This is a genomic window from Sporolactobacillus inulinus, from assembly GCF_006539285.1.
Taxonomy (GTDB): domain Bacteria; phylum Bacillota; class Bacilli; order Bacillales; family Sporolactobacillaceae; genus Sporolactobacillus; species Sporolactobacillus inulinus.
This window is the reverse complement of sequence record NZ_BJMS01000077.1, coordinates 1-17,148: the sequence shown is the minus strand read 5'-3', so window position 1 is coordinate 17,148 and position 17,148 is coordinate 1. Positions and strand designations below refer to the sequence as shown.

The 17,148-nt window shown below is 46.3% G+C and carries 12 protein-coding genes and 1 pseudogene; 2 read left to right on the top strand and 11 right to left on the bottom strand.

Translation table 11 applies throughout. From position 1 onward, the window contains the following. Nucleotides 1-129 precede the first annotated feature (129 nt). Both SIN01_RS10855 and SIN01_RS10850 read right to left on the bottom strand, forming a co-directional pair. Nucleotides 130-855: a uracil-DNA glycosylase gene (locus tag SIN01_RS10855; protein WP_010025096.1), complete on the bottom strand. Its 726-nt coding sequence runs from the start codon at nucleotides 853-855 to the stop codon at nucleotides 130-132. A gap of 18 nt (nucleotides 856-873) precedes the next feature. Then, complete coding sequence (locus SIN01_RS10850; RefSeq protein ID WP_010025098.1) at nucleotides 874-2,439, bottom strand: bifunctional metallophosphatase/5'-nucleotidase; 1,566 nt, start codon at nucleotides 2,437-2,439, stop codon at nucleotides 874-876. Between the two features lie 226 nt (nucleotides 2,440-2,665). On the opposite strand from SIN01_RS10850, the gene SIN01_RS10845 reads away from it, so the two are divergent. Beyond that, nucleotides 2,666-3,592 (top strand): phosphate/phosphite/phosphonate ABC transporter substrate-binding protein, encoded by a 927-nt coding sequence (locus SIN01_RS10845; RefSeq protein ID WP_010025099.1) that lies wholly within the window; start codon nucleotides 2,666-2,668, stop codon nucleotides 3,590-3,592. Between the two features lie 419 nt (nucleotides 3,593-4,011). Here SIN01_RS10845 and phnE (SIN01_RS10840) read toward each other — a convergent pair whose 3' ends face one another. From phnE (SIN01_RS10840) to phnC, 3 genes and pseudogenes are all read right to left on the bottom strand, one after another. Continuing rightward, nucleotides 4,012-4,812, bottom strand: coding sequence for a phosphonate ABC transporter, permease protein PhnE (gene phnE, locus SIN01_RS10840; protein ID WP_010026659.1), 801 nt, complete (start codon nucleotides 4,810-4,812; stop codon nucleotides 4,012-4,014). Then, nucleotides 4,809-5,603 (bottom strand): annotated as a pseudogene (phnE, locus tag SIN01_RS10835) (phosphonate ABC transporter, permease protein PhnE). Before phnE (SIN01_RS10835) ends, phnE (SIN01_RS10840) begins: the two are co-directional and overlap by 4 nt. Then, on the bottom strand, nucleotides 5,582-6,352 hold the full coding sequence (gene phnC, locus SIN01_RS10830; RefSeq protein ID WP_029548289.1) for a phosphonate ABC transporter ATP-binding protein: 771 nt from the start codon (nucleotides 6,350-6,352) through the stop codon (nucleotides 5,582-5,584). The pseudogene phnE (SIN01_RS10835) and the gene phnC overlap by 22 nt, the downstream one beginning before the upstream one ends. 298 nt (nucleotides 6,353-6,650) lie before the next feature. Here phnC and SIN01_RS10825 point away from each other — a divergent pair, with 298 nt between their 5' ends. After that, complete coding sequence (locus SIN01_RS10825; RefSeq protein ID WP_010026653.1) at nucleotides 6,651-8,666, top strand: penicillin-binding transpeptidase domain-containing protein; 2,016 nt, start codon at nucleotides 6,651-6,653, stop codon at nucleotides 8,664-8,666. Between the two features lie 311 nt (nucleotides 8,667-8,977). Here SIN01_RS10825 and ptsP read toward each other — a convergent pair whose 3' ends face one another. The 6 genes from ptsP to SIN01_RS10795 all read right to left on the bottom strand — a co-directional run. After that, nucleotides 8,978-10,696: a phosphoenolpyruvate--protein phosphotransferase gene (ptsP, locus tag SIN01_RS10820; RefSeq protein ID WP_010026584.1), complete on the bottom strand. Its 1,719-nt coding sequence runs from the start codon at nucleotides 10,694-10,696 to the stop codon at nucleotides 8,978-8,980. A gap of 336 nt (nucleotides 10,697-11,032) precedes the next feature. After that, a complete protein-coding gene (locus SIN01_RS10815) occupies nucleotides 11,033-12,952 on the bottom strand; it encodes a PTS fructose transporter subunit IIABC (protein ID WP_047034910.1) in 1,920 nt (639 codons plus the stop codon). 120 nt (nucleotides 12,953-13,072) lie between these two features. Beyond that, entirely contained in the window at nucleotides 13,073-13,984 is a 912-nt protein-coding gene (pfkB, locus tag SIN01_RS10810) for a 1-phosphofructokinase (RefSeq protein WP_010025803.1), read from the bottom strand. Nucleotides 13,985-14,415: 431 nt separating this feature from the next. Further along, nucleotides 14,416-14,733: a cytochrome aa3 quinol oxidase subunit IV gene (gene qoxD, locus SIN01_RS10805; protein WP_010025802.1), complete on the bottom strand. Its 318-nt coding sequence runs from the start codon at nucleotides 14,731-14,733 to the stop codon at nucleotides 14,416-14,418. A 1-nt stretch (nucleotide 14,734) separates the two neighbouring features. Next, nucleotides 14,735-15,364, bottom strand: coding sequence for a cytochrome aa3 quinol oxidase subunit III (gene qoxC / locus SIN01_RS10800; RefSeq protein WP_010025801.1), 630 nt, complete (start codon nucleotides 15,362-15,364; stop codon nucleotides 14,735-14,737). After that, a partial coding sequence (locus tag SIN01_RS10795; RefSeq protein ID WP_141306074.1) for a cbb3-type cytochrome c oxidase subunit I occupies nucleotides 15,364-17,148 on the bottom strand: 1,785 nt, incomplete at its 5' end. The genes qoxC and SIN01_RS10795, both read right to left, overlap by 1 nt.

The following is a 17,148-nucleotide window of genomic DNA, read 5'->3' as shown; positions in this document are numbered from 1 at the left end:
TTAGAAAACTTGGCTTTGCCAAGCCTCTGGCAAATGTAAAGCCTTTGGCTGCATCAACAGGGCACAATCTCGCCCTTCTCAAGCGGATTATCATGATTGTTTCTTTACCTAGAACCAAAAACATCTCGCTTATTCATGCGAGATGTTTTTTTCATGTTCAGAATGTAAATCCGGTTCCTCAAGTGAGACTTGCCAATGAACCGGCGACTCACCGACCGATTCCAGAAACTGATTGGTTCGTGAAAACGGATGGCTGCCAAAGAAGCCGGAGTGTGCGGAGAACGGACTCGGGTGCGGCGATTTAATGATGAAGTGATGTGGATGGGTAATCAACGCTTCTTTTGCCTGCGCGTTTCGCCCCCATAGAATAAATACGATCGGCTTTTCGCGATCATTCAAGTCGCGAATGATCGCATCGGTGAACTGCTCCCAGCCCATCCCTTTATGCGAATTTGGTGACCCGCGTCGAACAGAGAGCACGGTGTTCAAGAGCAGCACACCCTGACGCGCCCATTCAATTAGACAGCCATGTGACGGAATGGCGCAACCGAGATCGTCATGTAATTCTTTAAAAACATTTTGCAGCGACGGCGGCTGCCTGACCCCCGGCATGACCGAAAAGCTAAGTCCGTGCGCCTGACCCGGTCCATGGTACGGATCTTGACCGAGAATCACAACCTTCACTTTTTCATACGGCGTGTAATTCAGAGCATTAAATAGATCGAACATATCCGGATAAACCGTTCTTGTCGTATATTCCTCTTTTAGAAATTGCCGCAGCTTCTGGTAATAGTCCTTTTCGAATTCCGGTTTCAGCAAAGGAGCCCAATCATTTCTTATAATATGCTGATTCACCTTTGTGCACCTCTCTGATTAATAGATAATTTTCCAATTATGATCAACGGTCGCTTGAATCACTTTCTTCTCAAGTACTTCATTGGCAATCAGTTCGGTCACATCAATGGGAATGTCTTTAACGACCGGCTTGCCACTGAACATGAAGTATTCACCGCCTCCAACGGAACGATAATTGTTCATGACGACATCATAGCGCGCATTGCTTTTGACCGGAGCACCGTGATAGTCGAGCTTCACCACACGGCTGCCGACCGGCTTCGAAATATCAAGAATATAGTTGATCCCTTCCCACATGTCGTAGTTGTAGTGTTGCGGTTTCGGGTCTGTGAATGCCCTGCTTACCTTAATCGCACCGCTTGAATCAAGCGTAAAATAGGAGGCCGACCGTTCAAGAGCTTCGCGCATATCCTGACCACTGATTCGAAGCACACGCAGCGTGTTGGGATAAATGTAATTAGCAACGATATCACGCATGGAAACATCCCGCGGCATGCCGGGCGATTCATTATTAAAGAGCGCCGTTGAGCTGATATCGGCACCCGATACTTTCATCTGTAGCCGATTAATGAATTCAATCAGCGGATGATCCTGCATACGCACCTTCATCGGATCATGTACCAGCATATCGCCGTTAATTCTTCCTAATGGTTGATCCAGCCAGGCTTGTGCATCTTTCTCATAGGTGTCGACATAGGCCAGCAAGTCCTTGTCTGCCTCTTCACCACGCACCGATAGCAGTTGCGATTGTTTGGCGTTCACCCGCCAACCGGCCGGACCCTTTTCAAGCTCAAGCGTCACTTTACCAAGATGTGTGCCGCTCGACCCCGGCTGAATAATTGTGACGCCATTGATCGCTTTACCGGCAATCATCCGGTGCTGATGACCGGTGAGCAACACATCAACATCCGCTACTTCTTGACATATTTGGTAGGCTTGATTTTCACCTTTCATCTCTTCAATCGGTTCGCCGGTATCCAAATCACGTCCAAATCCGCCATGATAGGACAGCACGACAACATCCGCCTTTGCTTCTTTTTTCAAAAAAGGAACCCATTGCTTCGCAGTTTCCACAGGATCTTCAAAACGCATGCCCTTAATATTTTCTGGTTTTTCCCAGTTTGGCACGTATTGCGTCGTCAGCCCGAGAACAGCTACGCGCAGCCCCTCAGGGAATGTTTTGACAATATACGGGTTGCCGAAGAACGGGCTGCCATCTGATTTCTTGACGATATTGGCGCCGAGCCATGGAAAGTTCGAGGAGGAAACGGCATCATTCAAGACATCCCTTCCAAAATTGAACTCATGGTTGCCGAATACCGCACAATCATAGTTCAAATGATTTGCAACAACCGCCATCGGATTCGGTCGTTTATGATCAAAGCGCGCATAATAATAGAGAAGCGGCGTTCCTTGGATCATATCGCCATTATCAACCAAAAGCGTGCACGGGTTTTCTGTCCGCTCCTTATGTATAAGCGAAGCGATTTTCCCCATCCCAACGTCTCTAGGGCTGTTATCCGCATAATTTATTGGATAGATGGACCCATGAACATCGCTTGTTTCTAAGATGATCAATTTCATACGTCACACTCACCTCAATTCCTACTTTTCATAGTACCACGCGTCAATTGGTTTTGGTGACAAAAAGATCATAGATTCGCAATCAAAATAACCATCTTTTTACAAAATCATGTTAAAAAATAGATAATCTGCGCAAAAATAGTGTTATTTTTGTGAAAAAGCCTTTATGATAGATAGGGACATACACTGTCTGCATATCTCATTTTTTCTGGAGGCGATTTGTTTTATGTTTAAGAAAAGTTTCGCTCTGTTCCTTGCATTTGGTCTCGTGTTGAGCGTACTCGCAGGCTGCGGGAATGGAAGTAGCTCCGCATCATCAAAATCCAAGGCTTATGTACCTAAAGAATTGGTTATCGGATTTGTTCCTTCATCCAATGCGGATACACTTGAAGCAAAGGCAAAACCATTGGGCGATTTGCTTTCTAAAAAAATCGGTATCCCCGTCAAGGTTCAAGTAACAACCGATTACAACGGGGTTATTGAAGCAATGGCTTCGAAGAAAATGGATCTTGGCTTCCTGCCTCCAACCAGCTATGTCCTTGCGCATCAAAAAGGCTATGCGAATGTATTACTGCAAGCCCAACGTTACGGTGTAAATCCTAAAGACGGCGCCAACACTTCTGAAAAAGTAGACTACTATTACTCAGGTATGCTCGTTCGCAATGATTCAGGCATTAACTCAATTAAAGATTTGAAAGGCAAAAAAATTGGCTGGCAAGATGCTACCTCTACCGCCGGTTACGTATTCCCAGCTGTTAAGATGAAGAAAGCAGGCATCGACCCTCAAAAAGACGTGACCGGTGTCACTCTGCAGGGCCACGATAAAGGTGTTCTCGCAGTGTTGAACAAGGACGTTGACGCAGCGCCGGTTTTCGTAGATGCGCGTAATATTGTTAAAGCCGAAAGCCCAAATGTATTTAAAGAAACACATTATATCTTCCAAACTGCAAAAATTCCTAATGACACGATCAGCGTTCGTCCGGATATGTCGAAGAAATGGCAGAAAAAGATTTCAGACGCTTTTGTTTCGATTGGTAATGATCCTAAAGGCGAAAAAGTCATCTATTCGATTTACAGCCATGTCGGCTATTCACCTTCCAAAGATTCGAACTTTGATGTTGTTCGTAACTATAGCAAAGAAATCGGCGAATAATGGTTCGCTGAATCAAAAGCCTCACCGGCTCAGCGGTGAGGCTTTTTTTACAGGAAAAGAAGGTACAAAATTCACCATGTATTCAAACGAATAAAACAGTGTCATGGCTGAGCATCAAAGTGGAGGTGCTCTGGCGCCTGCGAGATCGCACCCTGTTGATGCGAGCAGCCGCAGCAATGATGCAATAAACAAGCATCGATCAACAACTCATGATTAAAGATTAAGGACCGGGCGTACTTTGCCCGGTTTTTCTTATTGGACGAGAAAACCCTTGAACATTATTTAAAATCGTGCACTGCGCGACTCAGCTGGGCGCAGCCTTTTTACAAAAAAGCACGCTCTCGTCAGTTTCCCGACGCCTGAGCGTGCCTTTCTTTTCGCACGGTCTGCTTATTTTTCGATCAGACCTGTGCCATCTGTTACACGAGTCGTTTACGGATCGCCCCAGAGATTAAGTCGATAATCGAGACCATCACAATAATGCCGAGCAGGATCATGCCGACGCGATCCCACTTGTGTGCATTTAAGGCGAAGATCAACGGTGCACCAATTCCTCCGGCACCAACCATACCGAGTATCGAAGCGGAACGTACACTGATTTCAAATCGATAGAGTGTGTATGAGAAGAATTGTGGCAGAACTTGCGGCACGACCGCAAACCAAAGCGTTTGAAATTTATTTGCCCCACATGCCCGCAGCGCCTCAGCAGCACTAAAGTCCATATCCTCAATTGATTCACCGAAAAGTTTCCCCAGCATGCCAATCGAGTGGAATCCAAGTGCAAGCACCCCTGCAAAAGGCCCCAGCCCTACGGCTTTGATGAAGAGGAGTGCCATAATCAATTCCGGGAACACGCGAATCGCACTCAAAATAACTTTACCCGTGGATGAGACCACTCGGAAACGGCTCATATTTCGCGCAGCCCAGAACGCGAACGGAACGCAGAGGAGTGCGGAAATAAACGTACCAAGGACGGCAATGTTAAACGTTTCGAGTAAGGCATGCAGCAAGTCTTCACCATCTGGATCACTGATATAGGACCAATCCGGATGCGCCATCCCTGTAAAAATAGCTTTGGCGGATGTCCAAGCAGAAGCTTTCAACTCAAAATTTTGAAAGAAGCCGGTAAATGCCCAAATATAAATGATTAGAACAATAAAGGCGATGGTCCAATTTCTAAGCCGACGGAACAGCAATTTTTTTCGTGTGGTATTCATCATATCAGCTTCTCCCGTATTCTATTGCTGAGCCCATCAATGATCAAGACAACAACAAAGGTATAGAGGATGATCGACATCACGCGATCGTATTGCAAAAATCCAAGCGTACGGCTGAGATACAAGCCGATACCGCCTGCGCCAACATAACCGAGAATGGCAGCCGCTCGGACATTAATTTCAAAACAGTAAAGAAAATAAGACATGTACGGGGCAACAACTTGAGGGACGACACCAAGGAAAATCCATTGTATTTTATTGGCGCCTACAGCCGTCATCGCTTCCAATGGTCCATCGTCAATGGCTTCAACGGATTCATAGGCCAATTTAGCAATGACCCCGAACTAAAACACGCCCAATGCAAAAATGCCGGACACAAAACCAATACCGAAAATCGGTACAAACAAAGCGGCAAGCAACAGCTCAGGAATGGTTCGAATCAAATTCATGATAAAGCGGAACGGGACATAAACCCATTTCGTTTTGACAATATTGCGCGAAGCGAGTAAAGCAAATGGAATCGCGGCAAGTCCGCCGAAGGTTGTTCCGAGAACAGCCATACGGATCGTCTCCAGCATCGCTTGTGTTATGTAGTTAAAATAGCTCCAGTCCGGGGGAAACATCTGGTCAATCAATGCGCCCATATTTGAAATGTTTGCAAGCAGCTCAGCAATTGATACTCCGGTTTGCTTTGAGGCACTCCAAATCAGCAGAATGAAGAACAGAATGACAAGTACCAGCTTTAGCCGTGCCACTCTTCTTTTTGCCAAATTCACGCTTTGCTCGCCTCCGATCCCTCTTTCTGTGAATCGCGATTGTAAATTTGATCAAATGTTTCATCGGATGCTTGATCTGCAGTACCATCAAAGACAACTTCACCCGAGCGAATTCCAATCAGACGCGTTGCATACTTCTTTGCAAGATCAACGGAATGCAGATTGACAATCGTTGTAATACCTAATTCTTTATTCACACGCTGCAAGTCATCAAGCACCTGGATTGTTGTGACCGGGTCAAGCGAGGCAACCGGTTCATCGGCAAGAATAATCGTCGCCTCTTGAGCAAGTGCCCGAGCAATCGATACACGCTGCTGCTGACCACCTGAGAGTTCGTCCGCTCTGGAATAAGCTTTTTCCTGAATATTCACACGATCCAGTGCAGACATCGCCAGTGCAACATCCTTCTTCGGCCATAAACCCAGTACGGTACGCAACGTTGAATGATAACCCACACGCCCCGACAATACATTTTTCAATACCGAGGAACGTTTGACAAGGTTAAAATTCTGAAAGATCATGCCAATATCACGTCTCATGTGCAGCAATTGTTTTCCCCGTGCTCTTGTGATCGACTGACCTTTGATTAATATTTCACCCTCAGTGATTTCATTCAGACGGTTGATTGATCGAAGCAAGGTGGATTTTCCAGCTCCCGACAAACCAACGATCACAACAAACTCCCCTTTCTCGATCGTCAAGTTAACCTTTCTTAGGCCTTGCGTTCCATTGGGGTATGTTTTGGATACATGCTTGAACTCGATCACATTCTCCATAGCCTCGATCACTCACTTCCATTTTCATTTAAAAGCAACAAAATGTGACAACCTGTCAAACAATCATGATTATTATAAAGCAAGATTCATAGGAAAAGCTACATTTGTACTCATATTCTGTAGTTCTTTGAAAGATTTCATCGATTTATTTCTCGCTTATTCGGCATAGCTGTTAAAATCATTTATAATAGTAGAGACTGTTGTTGGACAGCCCTGCATGGATGCGTCCATGCCTGAATATACTAATCTTAATGAACCTGTCCTGGATTTTCTATGGAGGTGTCCCCTAATGAAACAACACAAACTGATCTTCCTTTTTTCCGTATTCCTCGTATTCCTTTTCGTGCTTGGTGCGTGTGGTCAAAAGCCAACCGCAAAAGAACGAATGGAGGAGTACGTACACGCATGGCAGAAACAAGATTTTTCGAAAATGTACACACTGCTCTCCAAATCATCACAGAAACGTGTCAGCAAAGCTGATTTTATTGAACGCTATAAGCGCATCTACGGCAGCATTGAAGCCGGCAAACTAACCGCGCGTGTTCAAGAGAATAAGAGTAAAAGTAATGCCGTACACGTGACGGCTACACTAGCAACCGTCGCTGGGCCGGTAAAATTCTCTCAAAATGTCGCATTCAAAGAAGAAAAACAAGAAGATGAGAAAAATTTATATCTTGATTGGAAACCAAACCTGATTCTTCCAAAAATGAACGCCCAATCAAGAGTTCGTGTTGACGCACTGCCGAGCTCACGCGGCGAAATCGCCGACCGCAACGGCAAACCGCTGGCCATCAATGGAACCGCGGCTCGTATTGACCTCGTCCCTGGAAAAATGGGCAGTGACAAGGATAAAGCAGCGACGATCAAGCAATTAACAAAGCTGCTCGGCGTCAGCAAAGAACAAATTGACCAAGCGCTCTCCGCATCATGGGTCAAAGTGGACAGTTTAGTACCGATCACTACGGTTGACGCGGCGAAAACCGATCTGATCAAAAAAGCCGTTGAATTACCCGGCGTGGTCAAAACGGATGTATCCAGCAGAGTCTATCCAGATAAAAATGCAAGTGCTCATTTAACCGGTTATGTTGGAAAAATGACTGCTGAACTGCTCAAACAACATAAAAATGAAGGCTACACTGCAAACTCAGTGATTGGAAAAACCGGACTGGAATTATTATTTGAAAAGCAGCTTCGTCAACATAATGGAGCGGAGATCAAACTGCTCGATTCAACTGGAGCAGAAGTTGCAACACTTGCCAAGAAGGACCCGGTTGACGGACACAATATCCAATTAACCATTGACCGCGATGTTCAGGATTCATTGTACGGCCAACTGAAAAAAGATGCGGGAACCGCTGTCGCTATTGATCCGCGCAACGGCGATATTCTCGGCCTGGTTAGCGCACCATCCTATAATCCCAATGACTTTGTTCTTGGCATTTCGTCAAGCGAATACCAGAAACTGAGCAATGATCAGCAGCACCCGCTTAGAAATCGATTTACCGCTGCATCGACACCGGGTTCAACGTTTAAACCGCTGACGGCAGCCATCGCGTTAACGCATAAAGCAATGAATCCCGATGCAAAAGTTGCAATTAACGGAAACAAGTGGCAAGCAAGCAGTTCATGGGGTGACTACTATGTGACGCGAGTGAATCATGATGCAAATGTAAATTTGGAGACGGCTCTGTTCAAGTCCGACAACATCTACTTTGCGCAAGCAGCACTTAAAATTGGGGGAAGCGCCTTTGCCTCCGACGCGAAGAAATTCGGCTTTGGCGAATCGCTGCCGATTGAATTTCCAATGCGTAAATCAACGATTTCAAATGACGGGAAACTGAATGACCAAGGACTACTTGCCAATACAGGCTATGGACAGGGGCAAGTCAGTGTAACCCCGCTGCACTTGTCACTCATTTATTCAGCGCTTGTCAACGATGGCAGTATGATCAAACCGCGTCTGGTCAAGACCAACGACGCACCGACCTTTTGGAAAAAGAATGTGATGTCTGCGGATACGGCAAAATTGCTTAACAAAGATCTGATTCAAGTTGTTGCTAATCCATCTGGTACCGCTCATGATGCACAGATTAACGGACTCACGATTGCCGGTAAAACCGGAACTCCGGAATTCAAACAGAAACAAGGAGAAAGCGGACGTGAGAACGGATGGTTCACCGCCTACAACACGGACGATCCAAAACTGCTTGTTACAATGGTCGTCGAAAACACGCAAAAAAAAGGCGGCAGTCACTATGTGACACCAAAAGTCAAAAAGGTTTTTGAACAGGTATTAAAGAAATAATTTCTTCTTTGGCTGAAGAGCTCCGAGGCATATCGCTTCGGAGCTTTTTGCTTTGACACTTGAACCATCAATCTTGGCTAGAACGACACTCCAGCTGCTCGCATCAACAGGGCGCGACCACGGGCGATCCAGGAGCTTCCTTGGTTCAAGCCACAATGCCTGTGGGGTTTCCTTTGGGCTACGATCAACAATGCCGCTCTGCAGGCGCCTGAGCGTAATTGAGGCTTCCGATTAGGCTGTTGGGCGCTATAAGAAAACCGGGCAGGCATCCCTATTTCAGGATGTCTACCCGGTTTCTTTTATTGCGAGTATTAGATCATTTTTGTTTTTACGTAATCGAGCACTTCTTCAGCTGTATCCAGGTTGAGGAAGGCTTCTTTGTGTTTCGCCAATGCTTCCTTAGAAAGCTTCAGAAGCTGACTTCTTGCCGGAAGAATAGAAGTTGCGCTCATGCTGAATTCATCAAGCCCCAGTGCAAGCAGAAGCGGAATCGCTGTTGCATCGCCAGCCATTTCGCCGCACATGCCGGCCCAGTGTCCTTCTTTGTGCGCTGCATCAATAATGTTGCTGACCAATCTGAGAATGGATGGATTACATGGTTGATAGAGATAAGACACGTGTTCGTTCATCCGGTCTGCCGCCATCGTGTATTGAATCAAGTCATTCGTTCCGATGCTGAAGAAGTCTGCTTCCTTAGCAAAACGATCCGCAAGAACGGCTGCAGCAGGAATTTCCATCATCATGCCGACTTGAAGGTCATCCGAAACGTTTGTGCCTGCAGCAACAAGCTTTTCTTTCTCTTCAAGAAGAATTGCTTTCGCTTGACGGAATTCATCAATCGTAGCAATCATTGGGAACATGATCCGCAGTTTGCCGTATGCACTTGCTCTCAGCAAAGCACGCAACTGAGTGCGGAAAATGTCTTGCCGTTCCAGACAGAGACGAATGGCACGGAAGCCAAGGAATGGGTTCATTTCTTCAGGAAGTGGAAGATAAGAGAGCTTCTTATCGCCGCCGATATCAAGGGTACGGATCACGACCGGCTTGTTCTCCATCTTTTCAAGAACTTCCTTGTACGCATCAAATTGTTCATCTTCCGTCGGCAATTTGTCACGGCCCATGTACAGGAATTCGGTACGATAAAGGCCAACTGCTTCACCGCCGTTGTTCACAACACCCTCAACATCACCAGGGTTACCGATATTGGCACCGAGAATCACATGTGCATCGTCGGCAGTCTTGGTCGGTTCGCTAACAAGCTTTTTCCATTCTGCCTGTTGTTCCTTGTATGCCGCTTGTTTTGCCTTGTATGCAGCAACTTCTTCTTCAGATGGATCAAGGATAACTTGCCCATTTAAGCCATCAATGATGGCAAGTTGTCCTTCTTTTGCCTGAGCCATGACCGTTTTCGTTCCAACAACTGCCGGAATTTCCATTGAACGCGACATAATTGCCGAGTGTGACGTACGTCCACCGATGTCGGTCGCAAAGCCCTTTACATATTTACGATTTAATTGAGCCGTATCCGACGGTGTTAAATCTTCAGCAATAATCACTGTTTCTTCTGTAATACTTGCTGGAGACGTAAAGGAAACACCAAGCAAATGTGCAAGCAGACGCTTGGACACATCGCGAACGTCGGCAGCACGCTCTCTCATATAGTCATTGTCTTTCATGCTTTCGAACATTTGGATGAAAAAGCTGGACACATCGTCAAGTGCGGCTTCTGCGCTCAGGCTTTCATCATCAATTTTGGATGTAATCTGACCAACGAATTCCGGATCGCTGAGAAACATTAGGTGGGCAGCAAATACTTCTGCCTTATCCTTGCCGAGTTCCCGTTCAGCCGTTTCTTTGATGCTTGTCAGTTCTTTTTTCGATACTTCAAGGGCATCATTCAACTTTTTCTTTTCTGCTTCTTTATCGCTCACCGTACTTCTTTCGAAGGAAAGATCCGGATTCTTCAGGATGAAAGTCTTAGCAATCGCGATTCCTGCAGAAGCAGCAATACCTTTAATCTTTTCTGACATGTTTTCATTCACCCAACCCTTCAAATATAAAAGTTCAGTCTCTCACAAAACCGATCGAACATCTATGCGTCAGCATTAATAAAAGCGGGCTTTCTCCCGTCCCCCAGATGAGGAGCAGATCTTTAGAAAGCAGTATGTTCCTCACAGTTACATCGATGCGGCAGGCGCATGTACAATCGGTGCATCCCTGCCGCAGATTCGTTTTTCCCTCCTGTAGGTCTAGGAAAAACAGAACACTAAATATTATATCAAGAGTTTTTTTAAATTGAAAGCGACTTCAATCATTGTTCCTTAATTGTTAGCATTTTTGTCATATGCTGACAGGAATTAGACGGATCAAGCTTCTTCCTTTTGCTCAATCGGCTTCTTCCAAATGCCGTAAAGGACGGCCGTTACAACGGTTCCGATAATGATGGCCAGTGCATAGAGCAGCGGACTGCCGTTGCTGACCAGCGGAATAACAAAGATGCCGCCGTGCGGAGGGCGTAGCCCAATCCCGAATAACAGAGCAAGTCCGCCGGCAAGTGCTGAACCGATGGCCGATGATACCATCACGCGCAGTGGGTCGGCCGCGCCAAATGGAATCGCACCTTCCGACACGAATGCAGCGCCTAAGACATAGGCAACCTTTCCCGCATCTCTCTGTTGACGATTAAATTTATGTGAAAACAGCGTTGTCGCAAGTGCCATACCAAGCGGAGGAACCATACCACCGGCCATAACCGCAGCTTGCGGATAGAAGTTGCCTGCACTGATCATGGCAATACCAAATGTAAAGGCAATTTTATTAAATGGTCCACCAAGATCAATGCCCATCATACCGCCAAGAATTAAACCAAGGATAACAAGATTTCCTGTACCCATACCATTGAGAACACTTGTCATCCATTCAACGAAAAGACTGATCGGTTGATTGATCAAGAACATCAAAGCGCCGGTAATAAAAATACCGAATACCGGGTAGATCAAAACGGGTTTTAACCCATCGAGCGATTGCGGCCATTTCTGGAAAGCCCACTTCACGAGTTCAACAATATACCCGGCTAAGAATCCGGCGATCAAACCACCAAGGAATCCGGCATTGCTGGTCAGCGCCATTAAACCACCGACCATACCTGGTGCAAGACCAGGACGATCAGCGATGCTCATTGCGATGTATCCGGCCAGAATCGGAATCATTAAGTACATTGCATTTCCGTTTCCAATGTAGCTGAGCAGGTCGGCAAAGCTGTGCACATCGGCAACGCTTGCAACGGGTTTAAGCTCAATACCTGTCAGAGAAGCAATCAAATACGAAACAGCGATCAAAATACCGCCGCCGACAACAAACGGCAGCATGTACGTCACGCCGTTCATCAGGTTCTTGTAAATGTTCAGCTTCTTTCCTGATTCTTCTTCAGAAGCTTGTGCTTTACTTGCGCTTCCGTCGCCCTGGTAAACCGGAGCTTTTTCTTCAAGGACTTGATTAATGAGTTCTTCCGGTTTGCGAATGCCATCGGTAACCGGTGCCTGAACGAGCGGCTTGCCTCTGAAAGGCTCTACATCAATGTTAATGCTTGCTGCAACGATAATTCCTTTTGCCTTTTCAATTTCATCCGGCTGCAGCTTATTTTTGATTCCTGTAGAACCATTCGTTTGGACTTTAATCGATACGCCCATTTCTTTTGCCTTTTGCTTCAGGGCATCGGCGGCCATGTAGGTATGGGCAATACCGGTTGGGCAACCGGTAACCGCAAGAATTTCATAGCCGTCCGTATTGCTTTCCGCTGCTTTTTTCTCTTCGGCAGCGACATTTTCACTGGTTTCTTCTTGTGCGTCAAATGCTGCAACAATCTCTTCAGGGGTTGCGGCGTTCATCAATTTTTCGCGGAATTCCGGTTGAATCAAGAAGGTCGAAAGCGTCGACAGTGCTTCAAGGTGCGTGGCGTTCGCGCCATCGGTTGCCGCAATCATAAAGAACAGATGTGCCGGCTGTCCGTCAAGCGATTGAAAGTCTACGCCTTCTTTTGAACGCCCAAAAGCAATTGCCGCTTCTTTTACTGCCGGCGTTTTCGAGTGCGGAATGGCCACACCGTCGCCGATTCCAGTCGTGCTTTGTTCTTCACGCTTATCCAAAGCGGCGCGGTATCCAGCCAAATCATTGAGTTTACCCGCTTTGTCCAGCGTTGCTGCCAGTTCATCTAAAACATCTTTTTTGGTCGTACTTTTCAAGTCCAGATTAACGGTTGCTGCCGTTAACAGGTCCGTCACTTTCATTATCTTTTCCCATCCTCTCTTTTTCACCAAGGGTGCCCCAGTTCATCTTAGATCGCGGCGGAGTCTAGAGATTTCTCTATTTTTCTTAAGCCCATCCTGCCAGCTTCACCAAGCTCTTGATTATAATGCGCTAATCTTGATTTGAGGAAGCAGTTCTTCCACTTTTTCTTGTGTGCACAGATCGACAGAGAAGGCAGTTGCACTGCCGGAAGCGGCACCTTTTTGGAATGCCTTGCGGAAGTCTCCGCTCACCGCGTATTCAGATAAAAAGCCGCCGACGAGCGAGTCGCCTGCTCCAACCGAATTCTTCAGCTCGCCCTTTGCCGGAGGAGCATACAGGTATTCGTCCTTATCTATGTAAACAGCACCTTTGCCGCCCATTGAGACAATGACGTGTTCAATCCCTTTTTCAACAAGCTTCTTCCCATAGGTTTTCACTTCATCGAACGTTTCAACCGTTACACCGAAATATTCGCCAAGTTCATGGTGGTTCGGCTTCACAAGGAACGGTTTTGCATCAACAATTTCGCGGAATGCCTTGCCGCTCGTATCAACAACAACCTTTGCCCCGCTTGCGCTGACGTGATCCATCATGTCTTTATAGATTGTAACCGGTAACGTTGCCGGAACGCTTCCTGAAAGAACGAGGATGTCCTCTGCAGTCAGTTTTTCAAGTTTTGCATAGAGTGCATTCAGCTGTTCATCGGTAATCTGCGGGGCAACGCCATTAATTTCGGTCTCCGAATCGCTCTTCAGTTTTACGTTAATCCGTGTATCACCGTTTACTGGAACAAAGTCGGCTTCAATGCCTTCTTCTGCGAGCTTATCCTTAATAAACTCCCCAGTAAAACCGCCGATAAAACCGAGACATTTGGACGTTTGTCCCAGGTGTTTCAGAACTCTGGAAACGTTGATGCCTTTTCCGCCCGGCATTTTGCGGTCTGCTTTAACATGGTTTAATTCGCCGGCTTTAAAATGATCCACCTGCAGAAAATAATCAATTGCCGGGTTCAACGTGCATGTATAGATCATGAATGATCAGCTCCTCGTTAAGATTTTGATTAGAAAATAGATAACAATGGAAATAAGCGCTCAAATAGAGAGCGGATTCATGAGCAAAATCAGCTAATCCCTTGTATTGTCTGCCGCATCGGGCTGTTCCATACAAAGCATTAGATATCCAATTCAAATGATCCGGGAATCGCTTGCATTTTTAAAGCACTCAAGTGTGTATCGAAGAAAGTGCTCTCAAGTTATTAATTATATAGAGAAAAACGTTCATTATCAATCAATTCATGTCATAAAAAATCGATTGATGACGTTTTTTGACTGTTTTATGAACATCTAAGCCCATACATTGCATACCGCTCGAGTTAAATCCTCACATTCATAGTAACACTGTTGAACAAGGACACAAAAAAGACGGGGCATCCACGCCTCGTCTTTAGTAACCCAGATATTGCTTACAGTGCATAAGCGAGAATCCACAGCGTTCCGGCAACGACAGCAAAAGTAACAAAGAGTCCGAATAAAATGCCGAGCAACTGGTGTACAGGTTCCGTTCCTTCCGTGACATGCATAAACATGAACAGCTGAATGAACGCTTGGAAAATCGCCAAACCGACAATGATGGTCAAGGTTGCGTTTACTGGAAGTGAAAGTCCGATCGCAATCCAGAGCGCGAGAAAAGTAAGTGCCAAGGAAAGAAAGAGCCCAATGACTTGTTTCCAAGGAAAACCGTACCGTTGTCGCTTGACTGTATGGCTTTGATTTTCACTCATTTCACATCACCAACCCTGTCAGATAGACTGCTGTAAAAATAAAGATCCAGACGACATCAAGGAAGTGCCAGTAAAGACCGGTTATAAATGCTTTGCGTGCCGTCACCGCGGTAATCCCGCGTTTGCCGAGCTGTAGCAGGATGCCAAAGATCCATACAATGCCGAGTGTGACGTGAGCACCGTGCGTGCCGAGCAGAACAAAGAATCCGGACAGAAAGGCACTGCGCGAGATCGGAGCCCCTTCATTTACTGCGTACGTATAGAATTCATTAATTTCAAGACCAAGGAAGACAAGGCCTAGCAGGATCGTCACGATCAACCAACCGATTAAGCCTTTTTTGTTGTGGCGGCGCAGTTCTAACGTACTCAATCCGCAGGTGAAACTGCTGACAAGAAGCACAATCGTTTCTGCCATAACCGGTCCGATTTCAAAAAGGTCATGTGGTCCCGGTCCGCCAGCCGTATGGCTTTGAAGCACGAGATAACTGCCGAATAATGTTCCAAAAAGCACCAGTTCAGCAGCAAGAAAGATCCAAAAACCGACGATCCGGAGATTTCCCTCTTCTGTTCTATATTCTAAAGGTAATTTGCTTTGATCTTTTTCATGCAAGCTAAGCGTTGAATCCGTCATTAGGATAACCTCCCTGTGCCAGCTTCGGTTCGTTCGATTTCTTCCACTGGAATAAAATGGTGATCATCGTAAACAAAGGAACGGGCAATCATGCAGGCAATAATGCCGATCGCGCCTGGAATCGCCATCCAATACCATTCAAAGACGCAGCCGAAACCGGCAATAAACATGAATGCCGACATAATCACTGGAATACCGGTGTTGTTTGGCATATGAATCGGCGCGTACGGTTTTGTCGCTTCAGCCTCTCCCGTTCTTTTTGCTTCTTTCATCGCTTCAAAAGCATCACGCGTTGAAACTTCAGGAATATGAGCAAAGTTATATTCCGCGGCCGGTGAAGAGGTCGCCCATTCCAATGTACGACCGTCCCAAGGATCTCCCGTTTTGTCCCTTTTGCCATGAATTGCACTCCAGACAATGTTATAGGCCATGATGATGAACCCGACACCCATACCGACAGCGCCAATCGTCATCACCACGTTGATCGGCGTCCAGCCAAGACCGGCAGGATACGTATACATCCGGCGCGTCATGCCCATCAACCCAAGGAAGTACATCGGCATGAAGCAGATGTTAAACGAGATCATGAAAATCCAAAATGCCCATTTACCTTTTGTCTCATCCAGCAAGTAGCCGAACATTTTCGGCCACCAATAGTGCAGCCCGCAGAAAATACCGAATACAGTTCCGGCAATCAATGTGCTGTGGAAGTGGGCAACCAAGAAGTAGCTGTTGTGGTATTGATAATCTGCCGGGGCCATCGCCAACATGACACCGGTAATTCCACCAATTGTAAAGTTCGGAATAAACGCCAGCGCCCACAGCATTGGTGTCGTAAATTGAATACGTCCTTTATTTAAGGTGAACAGCCAGTTGAAAATTTTCACACCGGTTGGTATCGCAATAAGCATTGTTGAGATCGAAAAAAATGCATTAACAGGGGCTGTGTTGCCCATTGTGAAAAAGTGGTGCAGCCACGTGAGAAAACTCAAAACCGAGATTGCAATCATTGACCAAACCATCACGGCGTAACCAAATAAAGTTTTATGGGCAAACGTCGCAATGACTTCGGAAAAGATTCCGAATACCGGCAGCAACACGATATACACTTCCGGATGCCCCCAGAACCAGAAGAGGTTCGCCCATAGCATTGGCGATCCCCCGGCAGCAATCGTAAAAAAGTGTGCCCCGAACAGTCGGTCGATCGACATCAGCGCCAGTGCAACGGTAAAGGCCGGAAAGGCAAAGATAACAATAACCGACGTAATTAAGATCGACCAGGTGAATAGCGGCATTTTAAATAACGTCATCCCCGGCGCCCGCATCTTGAGAATCGTGACCAAGAAGTTGATTCCGGTTGCAAGCGATCCAATACCGGATATTTGAACGCCAAGTAAATAGTAATTTTGCCCAACTCCCGGGTTCATCTCGGCACCGGCATAAGGTGCGTAGCTTGACCAACCGGCGTCCGGTGATCCGCCGATAACGAAAGACAGGTTGAACAGCATCGCACCAAAGAAGAATAACCAGAAACTAAGTGCATTTAGAAAAGGAAAAGCAACATCACGCGCACCAATTTGAAGCGGAACAGCAATGTTCATTAAGCCAAAAATAAACGGCATCGCAACAAAAATAATCATAATTGTGCCATGGGTTGTAAACACTTGATTATAGTGGTCCGCATCAAGAAAATGCAGATTAGGAAGTGTCAGCTGCGCGCGCATCATCAATGCGTCGACACCGCCGCGGAATAGCATGAGCAAGGCAGCAATAATATACATGAT